Consider the following 11,170-nt stretch of genomic DNA (forward strand, 5'->3'; position numbering starts at 1 on the left):
TACCTACGCGTGTTGGCACCCGTATATTTCGCCGAGCCGGCACGGCCCATGCACATACTCGGCTACTGGGCGGCAGTCTCTGTCTTCTTATGCGCCTCGCTCACCGTCGCTCTGGGCGGCTTAGCAGATCCGCTATGGCGGATGCTGTCACAAGCCACCATTCTTCCCTAGGCAGCTACTGAAATAGCCCTTGAGTGTTCGCACGGTGCTCGGCCGGAAAAGTGAGCCGATGCCGACATCGCCTATTCTGAGCAGATTTGCCAAATGACTTGTTCTTTCAGAACATTTCGACGGTCGCACGCGTTTCGAACGGCACAAGGCGTAACACTTCTAATTTGGCCGATGAAACACCCGACTAGAAGTGGTGGCATTAACCGGTTTTTAGTCTTCGAAAGCCTCGGCCTGCTCAGGCGCGAACGCTTCGAGTCCAGATATTGGTTTTGTGGCTCCTACACTACGGCGACTCGCCACTTGGCGATCATGAGCTTCATTCCGATTAAGCGTCTCGCTCCGGTCTGCAATCAGAGTTTCGGCTCGTTTGATTTGCTCGTCGGACATTAAGCTCAGGATGAGCGCCTGCTCTTTTATAGCCGCTTCTAGCCCTTTGTTTGCTGCTAATGAAACCCACACGTAGGCCTCGACAAGATTGACTTCATCGCCCTGCGCGCGCTGGTACAGCTTACCAAGGTTGTACTGAGCGACAGCAGAATTCTGTCTTGCTGCGCGCTTAAACCATCGCCGAGCCTGCGTCAGGCTTTTATCAACGCCCCTGCCCTGGGCGTACTTCACCGCCAAGTTAATCTGGGCGTCGACGTGACCCTGGGTCGCGGCTTTCAAGTACCACCGAATGGACTCAACGTCATTTTGGTTTACCCCAATTCCTTTTTCATAACACCATCCGGTATAAAACTGCGCAGCCGCAAACCCCTGCTTTGCAGCTAATAAGTAATACATTGCGGCGCGCTCACGTCGATTGTCGTGAGCTGCTCTACCTTTGCGATAGAGTTCTGCGAGACTGAATTGCGCAGGAAGAATTCCTTGATCGGTCGCTTTTTGCAACCATTGCATTGCAGCCTCCGAGCTTTCCCCAAGACTAGGGCTTTGGCGCAACAAAAGGTACAAATTGTATTGGGCAGCCGCATGACCTTGCTCAGCTGCCTTGCGCAGCCAGCGATACGCCGCGGCGGCGTCCTGTGTCACGCCTTCTCCCACAGCCAATGCGCCGCCTACTGAATTTTGTGCGTTAGGGTCGCCACGCTCGGCGCGCTGCAGAGTCGACTCAAAACGCTCTCGGATCACTTCGCTTTTAGCAGTAATTTCGACCGCGAGAGCGTTGCTATGGTCCAGAGTAAGTAAGCTAGCGAATATGGCAATAACAAACCGAACCATTCCAGACCTCTTTCCCATGGTTACCACCGTTAAAGCTGCGCAATCTAGTAGCGTGCTGCAGCGTCCGCGGAATACGAGCTAGCTTCTTGGTGGGTTTCCGGCTGCAATGTGCTGTGTCCGACACCAAAATCTCGCTGCAGCAGTTCTTGCAGCTTGGGGAGAACCTCTTCCCACAATCCGATCTGGTCGAGCTTTATTTGCGCCGATAACGCATGTCGGCTCGATGAGAGAGACCAAACGTGCACGTGGTGCGCCTCGACGACACCGTCGACCTCAGCTATAGCCCGCTTTAGCTTATCGATATCAATGTGACTCGGCGTGCCTTCCATTAGTACGCGCAGCACATCTCGCAGAACATTCACGCTTGCGAAACCAATCAACAGACTAATGAAGAGTGATAACAGCGGATCGATCGGCAGCCACCCAGTGAGATAAATGACCAGCCCGGCAAGAAGGGCCGCGACAGATCCCGCCAAATCACCCATCACATGCAACAGTGCGGCCCGCACGTTCATGTTTTTTTCGCCCCGCATCAGAATCCACGCAACGGCAACATTTACGAGTAAGCCGATGAAAGCGACGATCATAACGGTCGTTCCGCCAACTTCCTGTGGATTTGCAAGTCGTTCGAAAGCGGCAAAAACAATCCACACCACAATACCCAGCATGAACAGAACGTTGACCAACGCGCCTATAACTTCGGCGCGCGCAAATCCATACGTATGCGTTCTCGATGCGCGACGCTGACTTAGCCATGCCGCAAAAGCGCCGATTCCGAGAGATAAGGAGTCGGTGATCATATGTCCCGCATCGGCAATCAGGGCCAGTGAGTTGGCCCAAAGGCCACCAGCCACCTCGACGCCAGCGTATGCACTCGTAAATACCAGCGATACGATCAGCAGTTTGGTGCTACCGCTATGGCTATGCCCGCTATGGTCATGTTCACTCATTTGAGCTCCCCGATTCCGGCGATATTTGCACTGCGGCCTCGTTGCGATGACCGTCGCTAATTCGAATGGCGTCCCGTAGGTCCGATATGAATACCTTCCCGTCGCCTGGATGGCCGTCGCCGGTGCGTCCGCTGGCCACGATTGCGTCAACCACTGTCCTAGCAAGTGATTCCGGCACATCGACTTCGAGCTTGGCCATTTTGACCCGCTCTAACCCGCCATCCTGAACGTGGCCATATTCTTGTAGATGCACCACGGCGATTCCTGGTATGCCTTCAATATGAGCCAGCTCTGAAATCACCTGTTCGAGCATGATTTCACGTACATAAGCCTTGATTTCCTTCACCATCAGTCTCCTTTTGCTAGCTTGAGTTCGCAGATGTGTGCCGTTGGCGTGACTGGTGACCGTAGTAGCTCGGTCATACCGCCGTTACGTACAGCTCACGCGACGTGTTTGCTCTGCGCTACCCGATTTTCATCATTCTTGTGTAAAACCAACCAAAGTAATCCCAGCCCCGCCAATGCGGCGATTAAGGAGCCAGCCAAAATGCCAACGCGTGCGGCCGATGCGATCGCCGGATCTGTAAACGCAAGGCTGGTCAAGAATAAAGCGATAGCGAAACCAACGCCGGCGAGAAGCCCCAGACCGGTCAGAGCTGACCAAGAGAGACCATCCGGGAGTTTTGTTCGGGACAAGAGGGTCGCCAGACGTACGGCCGTTACAATGCCAAGAGGCTTGCCAACCACCAGACCGACACCGCTCCCGACTAGAACCCAAAGGCTGGCATTATCAGCGAGACTAATTTCGCTCAGATCAACCCCTGCATTGGCGAGCGCGAAGGCCGGCATGATCAGGAATAACACCCACGGCTCTAGCCGATGTTGCAGGATATTCAGCGGCGATAATGCGCCTCGCCTAACGCGTTCCAGTTCTTCTAGGAGTCGACGTTTTGAGGATGGGGCTTCGCGTAATAGGTGTGGAATGCGTTCAGCGGCTTGTTCATTGTATGAATGCGTATGGCGTGGCGTGGAAAGCGGCGTCAAGAACCCGAGCAGGACGCCCGCGACGGTCGGATGAACGCCAGATTTCTCCATCGCGAGCCAGATTGCGGCGCCAACCAACCAATAAACTAAAAATGCATGGACCCCGGCACGACGCATCGCGTAAACGAGAGCTAGCCCGAAAGCCACCACGAGCAATGGGATAGTGGTGATCTTCGCCGAATAGAACAGGGCTATCACGGCAACCGTGCCGACGTCATCGATAACCGCAAGTGCCAGTAGGAATGCCCGCCAGCTCGCGGGCACCCGTTTGCCTAGTAGGGTGAGAAGCGCAATAGCAAACGCAACATCTGTCGCCATTGGTACGGCCCATCCCCCGGGATCCCCCGCCGGTAGGTTAAGAATCAGAAAAACTGCGACTGGCGCTAGCATGCCGCCTAGCGCCGCAACCACTGGCAGGACCGCTTTGTCTCGGGTGGACAGAGCACCGCTGAGAAATTCGTACTTCACCTCGAGACTGACGTGAAAGAAGAACAGCGCCATCAATGCCTCATCGATCCATTCGTGGAGCGAAAGTGACAGCTCTACATCGCCCAGACGAAGAGAAAGTTCAGTGTTCCAAAAGTCTGCGTAGCCCGGTAATAACGATCCCGCAGAGTTGGCCCATAGCACCGCGAGCGCAGTAGCCATAACCAGAACAATGCCGCTGGATGGCCCATACGCCGCGAAGCGCCGTATGGGCCGTAACAGCCGCTCGGCCAGGGGATGCTGATCTGAAATCACATCAGACATGGGTGGCACTCCTAACAAACCTGCCGACCTGTCAAGGCGGTGGCGGACATGCTGCGAAGATGTCTTGTCCGGGCCGGTAGACCTGTGTCTGTACCGCGAACAGACCTAGAACCGTGTCGAACAAATTATCCTGGCTATACTCTTGATCATTCACTTGGCTCATGCACTTGCGCTCGAGTCCCCGCCCCTTCCTAAAATCAGACGAGGTCCAAACCATCAGCGGCACATGGGTTTGTTCATGCGGCGCTATTAAGTACGGTAGGCCGTGAAGGTAAATGCCGCTCTCGCCAAGCGACTCGCCATGGTCGGACATATAAATCATCGCGCTCGCATAGCGATCGGAGTTCCTTTTTAGAAACTTCACAACCCTAGAGAGCACGAAGTCGGTATATAAAATGGCGTTGTCGTAGGCGTTTATCAGCTCTTGGCGGCTACAATCCTGCGGGCGATTGCTACGGCATTCAGGCTGGAATTTGCGAAACTCAGGCGGGTACCGTTTGTAGTATTCAGGCCCGTGGTTGCCCTGTTGATGAAGCACAATGAAAGTGTCTCTCGAGGGCTCGTTTAGCGATTCATCCAGCCGATACAATAAAATTTCGTCAAAACAGCCATCTTCATTGCAATAATTAGGCACGTCCATCTGAGCTGTGTTTTGTGTTTTTACCCTGGCGCAAACGCCCTTGCAGCCGGAGTTGTTTTCACGCCATAGCACACGTACCCCGGCGTGTTTCAGGACATCTAATAAATTCTCGCTGTTATCCGACACGAACTCGTCATAACTGCTGCGGTTTTGGCGCGAGAACATACAGGGCAGAGACACTGCAGTAGCAGTGCCGCAGGAATATACGCTGTCAAACTTGACAATCTCTTCTTGGGCCATGAGCGGCATGGTCCTCCGCTCATAACCTTCCAAGGTAGCGTTATGAGCACGCACCGTTTCCCCTAGAACGAAAACCACGAGCCTTGGCTTGCCGCCGGGTGAGCTATGCTGTCGTTGGTAGGCGTCGCGGCCCAATGGCCGAAGTGCCGCCTCACCGGCACTTAACTCGGCAGCCAGCAACTTTCCAGCCGAGTAAATGGAATAACTCGGATTAATCAAATAACGTAAATTTCGATTTTCGCGCCCTACTAGTGAAAATTCTTTGTAATGGCTATAAAGTGCCGCCCCGGCTACTGCTAAAGCTAGCGCCATCGTCAATATTTGCCGACCCAATTGTCTAGGAAAAGTCGCATAGCGCACGGGAACCCACCACACAACCAACGCCGGCAAAACTCCGGCCCATAACACGTGCCAGAACAAAACCGGGCTCAATAAACCGTCAACCTCCCTAGGGTCGGTTTGTATGGTGTTGCGCAGCATTCCGTCATCAATCACAACACCGTAGGTGTCCATGAAATAGCTATTAACAGATGCCAGGACGAGTAACGCGGAAATAAACGGCTTAAAAAGAAAACGTAAGCCAAATGGTGCGATAGCCAACGTGAAAGCGGCGACGAGAAATACGAAGATTGCGGCGAAAAACCCAAAGTTCCCCCGCCAGGAAATATCTGCCGCACTTGCCGCCGCACTCCAAAATGAGCTATTGGCAGTAGTCACTAGAAACAGCGCCACGGCCAATGCGAGCACGGAGGTCGTCACACGCAGGCGCGAAACCCGATGGTCGAAGGATTTGGCCGCTACCATCGCGACCACCTCCAAACGTTTGCGACTTCGTTTTGTGGCTCACCCAAAAACTCTGGGTGCCTGCAGCGTGGAACACCCTGACTAACAAGTGACCTATACCCAATGGCCCCTATGATATTGGGCTTATATTTAGTTAGCGCATAGATCGCTAAACTATGCCTGTAGCTCCAAACGAGACCACCATTCACTCGGCCGATGTATTCGTGAGAATTCTTCGCAGTACTCCGCTGCGAATCAAGCGAGGGCGCTTGCCCTGAAATCACCTGGTCGAGCGGGGCTTGCGCCATATGGGTGGGTGTTACCTCCATGATCAGCCCCTCCTCACAGCTCGACTTCGCGCCGTGGTTCGGCGAACCAGTGGTACACGGCAGGCAATACCAATAACGTCAGGAGCGTTGAAGTCACGAGGCCGCCGATTACGACTGCGGCCAACGGCCGTTGCACGTTCGATCCGATACCGTTAGCCATGAGCAGCGGGATTAGTCCCAGGATCGCTGTCAGCGCGGTCATGAGTACGGGGCGCAGCCGATGTTCTGCGCCGGTGCTTACCGCCTCATCGAGCTCCATACCGTGATCACGCAACTGATTGATGTAGGAAACCAGCACGACCCCGTTTTGAACGGCTACGCCGAACACCGCGATAAAGCCAACAGCAGCGGGCACGGATAGATACAATCCCGACAACCAGAGGGTGAAAATGCCGCCGATGATTGCGAACGGCACGTTCAAAAAGATCAGCGCCGCATAGCGCAGGCTCGAGAATGCGCTGTAGAGCAACAAAAAGATCAGCGCCATCGTGACGGGTACGACGAGATAAAGGCGCTTCATGGCCCTTTGTTGGTTCTCGAACTGGCCGCCGAAGTCAACGAAATAACCGGGCGGCATATCGATGTCGCGATCGATACCGGCACGCAGATCGTTTACGACGCCGCCCATGTCCCGCCCGCGAACGTTCATCTGCACATACAGACGTCGACTGGCGTTCGATCGTGATATCTGCTTGGGACCGGTATAGACGTCCACGTTCGCCACTCGTGACAGCGGAATCAACGCGCCGCCAGGTGTCCGAAGATTCAGGTCTCGAATCGCATCGATCCGCTCACGTTGGTTCGCCTGCAGCCGTAGGAAAATATCGAACCGCCGCACGCCGTCGAAGACCTGGCCGACGGAAGCTCCCCCGACCCCTACGGACACGGTGTTCAAAACGTCGTCCACGCTAATTCCATAACGCGACAAGGCTTCGCGGTCTGGCTTTATGACGATCTGCTGTTTGCCGCCCTGCTGCTGGACACGCACATCCACAGCACCGGTGGTATTACGCGCGAGTTCGGCGACCTGCTGGCCGACCTCAGCTAACTTGTCGAGGTCATCGCCGAAGATACTGACCACGAGCTGTGCTTGAACGCCTGAGAGCAATTCATCGGTTCTAAGCTGGATCGGCTGAGAAAAGTTATTCGCCAACCCGGGAACGCGCGCTTGAAGGCGCTCGGACATCGCGTTCTGAAGACCTTCGTAAGAACGCCCACTTCGCCAGGCATCGAGGGGTTTCAGGTTGATGGTCGTTGCGACCACATTGACCGGTTCGGGATCGCCGCCGACTTCAGCACGACCGACACGTGAATAGGCGCCGGTAACTTCGTCGAATTCTCCGACGGTATCTTGTATCCGCTTGCCGTACGCAATCGCGGAATCCAAGCTCGCCCCGGGTGGCAGTGTGGAGCGAACCATGAATGTGCCTTCCCGTAGGGTCGGGATGAACTCAGTACCCAATTGCGGAAAAACAGCGAGACTCGCAATGAATAAGATGAGCGCTGTCCCTACTACAACGATCGGTGCTTTTAGCGCGGCGTCGCGCATCGGGCGGTAACCGGCCTTCATCCACGACACAAACCGCGGCTCCCGCATCGTGGTAACACGTCGGAATGCCAGTATTGCCAGCACGGGTACGAGTGTGAGGGATAGCAACAGAGCTGCGGCCAACGCGAAGCTAATCGTGTAAGCCATGGGCGAGAAGAGTTTTCCCTCGACGCCCTGCAGGGTGAACAACGGAAGGAAGACAATGATCACGATGGCGACCGCGAAAACGATCGGTCGCCCAACTTCTCGAGCCGCGGCACCAATCAAATCCGCCATGCTCGCGGTCTTGAGGTCCTGTTCCTCAAAATGCCGGAAGATGTTTTCGATCATGACGACCGAGCCGTCGACCATCATCCCAATGCCGATTGCCAACCCGCCGAGGCTCATCAAGTTCGCCGACAAGCCGGACACGCGCATAGCAATGAATGCTACAAGTAGCGACAGCGGTACGCTCGACACGACAATGAGTGTCGATCTCAAGTTGCCCAGGAACAAGTACAGCAATATCAGGACTAGTACGGCGCCAATTAAAAGCGCTTCGACGACCGTATTGATCGCCTTGTCTACTAGCTCGGCCTGAGAGTAGTAGACTTTGGCGACCATACCGTTAGGCAACGACTTATTGATTTCCTCGAGCTTTGCATTCGTATCCTCGAGGACGCGCTGGGTATCCGTTCCGATCAGCTTGAGAACGTAACCGCCAACAGATTCTTCGCCGTTGGCGAGTTCTGCACCACGTCGAATGGCTCGCCCGTAGCTGACTTCGGCGATATCTCGGATATAAACCGGCTGATCATTGCGCGTGTCTACTCGGGTGTTGCGCAGATCAGACAAACCCTGCTCGCCCGAAGAGACCCAACCATACCCGCGGATAATGTATTCCTCGCCGCCGCGCTCGATGAATGAAGCGCCGACGTTTCGGTTGTTGCGCTGTAGCGCTTCGCGAACGTCGGCCGGCGTCAAGCCGCGGGCCGTCATCGCACTCATGTCCAGGCGGACTTGATACTGCTTTTCGTAACCACCGATCGAGAGCACGCCAGTCACACCATCGACCGTACGCAGCTGTGGTTTGATCAGCCAGTCTTGGGCTGTACGTCTTTCTGTAAGCGAATAGTCCGCGCCTCCCTCATTCTCGACTGTATACATGAGAATCCGACCAAGTCCTGTCGTGATAGGACCGAGTTGTGGCTCACCTAGGCCACTTGGGATGTTGCGACGGGCTTCCGAAAGCCGCTCGTTCACGAGCCGTCGGGCAAAATAGATATCCGTGCCGTCTTCAAAGTAGACGTCAACCCGCGATAGCCCGAAAATGGACGTGGACTGTACTTTTTCGAGACCGGGCAATCCGTACATGCTGATCTCAATCGGATAGGAGACCAACGTTTCAATGTCCACCGGCGACAGCCCCTCGCTCGCGGTATATACCTGTACGAGAGCTGGCGTCGCGTCCGGGAAAGCATCCACTGGTAGTGCACGCAGCGAGAAATAGCCGCCGATTGCCAGCGCGAAAACCGCGACGAGCACCATGAGCCGGTTCGCCATCGCCAGGCGAATAATTGCGTTAATCATGGCGCCCTCCTAGTGGCTGTGTGCGGCGCTACGGCCACCGGCGGTAAGCGCAGCTTTCAGATCGAATGCGCCGCGCACAACCAAGGTGTCGCCAGCTTGAATCCCCTGCCGGATTTCTACCTGGCCTTGATTTTCTGAGCCGGTGCTTACCGGTTGAAACGTGTAAGCGCCCTCGGGTCCAGCTGGCAGAAACACGCCTTCGCGCTCACCGATTTGTTGCACTGCATCCACGGGAACAAGCGCTATACGTGAGCGCTTACCGCTAGACGCCCCGGCGTCGATATCGGCATCGGCAAACATGCCGGCTCTAAGCAAACCATCAGGGTTTTCGACGACGGCACGCACACGCACCGTTCTGGCCTGTTCGTCGAGCTGGGGCGAGATCCAGTCGATCACCCCTATAAAGCTTTCATCCGGCAATGGTCGTACCGTGAAACTCACTTTCTGACCTTTTTTTAAGTACGGCAGCGCTTGCTCCGCAGCATCGATCATCAACCACATCCGTGTGTTATCGACGACATGGATCGGTGTTTCGTTAGCACCAAGTGTTTGGCCAGCAACCAGATCGCGTTTCGCGATAACGCCGTCGCGGGGCGCAACCAACTCAAGTCGCGACAAAGGCTCGTCCCCACCACTGCGAATTGCATCGACCGCCGCATTGTCGAGGCCGTAAAGCTTGAGTTCGGCACGCTTCGCACGTCGCTCCGCCTTTGCTTGTTCGTATGCGGCACGAGACTCAGCGAGATCCGAATCGCTCACGATCTGATCCGCAGCCAATTTGCGGTCTCTCGCGTAGGCGGCCTGGCGCGTGTTAAAGCGCGCGGCCGCTGTTAGATATGCCGCCTTTTCCTTGCCTAAGGCGACACTATCGAGTACTGCAAGTGTTTCACCACGCGATACTGCTTCACCAAGGTCCGCCGTTACTTTGACTACCTTGGCTTGCAGTCGCGGCCCCACACGAGCGACGCGGTCGGCGTCGAAATGTAGCGTCGCTGGCGCTTGGATCGACGCACTCGCTGTACCGCTTTCGGCCTGGCCAATTGCGATGTCGAGTTGCTGAAACTGCTCCGCGCTGAGCTTAACGCTGTCCGGATTTTCTTCCCCGTGCCCGTCATGGCCACTTTCGCCTTCAGCGTGGTCAGACCCAAGTTCGCCTTTTTCGACGCCATCGTGTTCATCACTGGCATGCCCGGCTTCGTCATGGCCGTTATGTTCGCCGCGTTCTGCTGGCTGTCTGGACGTTTCGCTGGTTCGTGAATTGTCGGCTCCGGCACTGAAGGAATCACAGCCCGTCAGCAAGAGCGCGGCAAAGAGCAGTAGTGTGGGAATCCGGAAATAACTCATGAGTTCATGTCTGTTCATTGCGATGCTCCGCGGCTGTCCATCACGAGCAAACCACCCGTTGCGCGCTCGAGATCGGTACCGGCCGTAACCAGCGCTCCAAGCGCGTCGAGATAATCGCGACGCACGTCAAATAGGTTGTTCTGGGCAGACGTGATCGCGGTTGCCCCGACCTTGCCGGCTGCGAATGAGCGCCGGGTGAGTTCGAGAGAACTCTCCGCGGCCTCCAAAACCGCATCACTCAACGCATCTGCTCGTTCTCGTCCGGCGTCATATGCGCTGATGGCCGAAAGCACTTGAAGTCGAACCTCGCGCTGAAGGTTGTCCTGATCGAGCTGGGCCTGCGCTAGCTCCGCAGTCGCAATCTGGCGCTCGCCTTCATAGCGATCCAGCAGCGGCAGCTCGAAACCGATACCGCCGCCAGTAATATCCGAGCCGCCTTTGTCACGACCACCCGCTTCTTCGCGGTAAAAACCGAACACGGTGAGGTTCGGTATGATTTCGCGATTGGCTAGTGACAATTCTTTCCGTGCGGCAATCACGCGCGACGCAGCGGCCTGCAAGTCCGTGCGCCGCTCGACGGCGC

Annotated in this window: 8 protein-coding genes; all 8 read right to left on the reverse strand. The window is 55.7% G+C overall.

What is annotated here, in order from left to right; genetic code table 11:
- Positions 1-381: 381 nt before the first annotated feature.
- Entirely contained in the window at positions 382-1,389 is a 1,008-nt protein-coding gene (locus tag ABNU97_RS15670; protein WP_348767612.1) for an SEL1-like repeat protein, read from the reverse strand.
- A 44-nt stretch (positions 1,390-1,433) separates the two neighbouring features.
- Positions 1,434-2,339, reverse strand: coding sequence for a cation diffusion facilitator family transporter (locus ABNU97_RS15675; RefSeq protein ID WP_293623284.1), 906 nt, complete (start codon positions 2,337-2,339; stop codon positions 1,434-1,436).
- Entirely contained in the window at positions 2,332-2,685 is a 354-nt protein-coding gene (locus ABNU97_RS15680; protein WP_040608587.1) for a P-II family nitrogen regulator, read from the reverse strand. Before ABNU97_RS15680 ends, ABNU97_RS15675 begins: the two co-directional genes overlap by 8 nt.
- Positions 2,686-2,780: 95 nt before the next feature.
- A complete protein-coding gene (gene nhaA, locus ABNU97_RS15685) occupies positions 2,781-4,133 on the reverse strand; it encodes a Na+/H+ antiporter NhaA (RefSeq protein ID WP_348767613.1) in 1,353 nt (450 codons plus the stop codon).
- A 31-nt stretch (positions 4,134-4,164) separates the two neighbouring features.
- Positions 4,165-5,817, reverse strand: a complete 1,653-nt coding sequence (locus ABNU97_RS15690) for a phosphoethanolamine--lipid A transferase (RefSeq protein WP_348767614.1) — start codon at positions 5,815-5,817, stop codon at positions 4,165-4,167.
- Positions 5,818-6,138: 321 nt separating this feature from the next.
- The gene (locus ABNU97_RS15695; protein WP_348767615.1) at positions 6,139-9,243 is read right to left on the reverse strand and encodes a CusA/CzcA family heavy metal efflux RND transporter; all 3,105 of its coding nucleotides are present in this window, start codon (positions 9,241-9,243) and stop codon (positions 6,139-6,141) included.
- A gap of 9 nt (positions 9,244-9,252) precedes the next feature.
- Positions 9,253-10,605: an efflux RND transporter periplasmic adaptor subunit gene (locus ABNU97_RS15700; protein WP_348767616.1), complete on the reverse strand. Its 1,353-nt coding sequence runs from the start codon at positions 10,603-10,605 to the stop codon at positions 9,253-9,255.
- Positions 10,602-11,170: TolC family protein (locus tag ABNU97_RS15705; RefSeq protein WP_348767617.1), on the reverse strand; the 569-nt coding region annotated here is incomplete at its 5' end. The genes ABNU97_RS15705 and ABNU97_RS15700, both read right to left, overlap by 4 nt.

Origin of the sequence: uncultured Salinisphaera sp. (assembly GCF_964012375.1) — a bacterium.
Lineage (GTDB): Bacteria > Pseudomonadota > Gammaproteobacteria > Nevskiales > Salinisphaeraceae > Salinisphaera.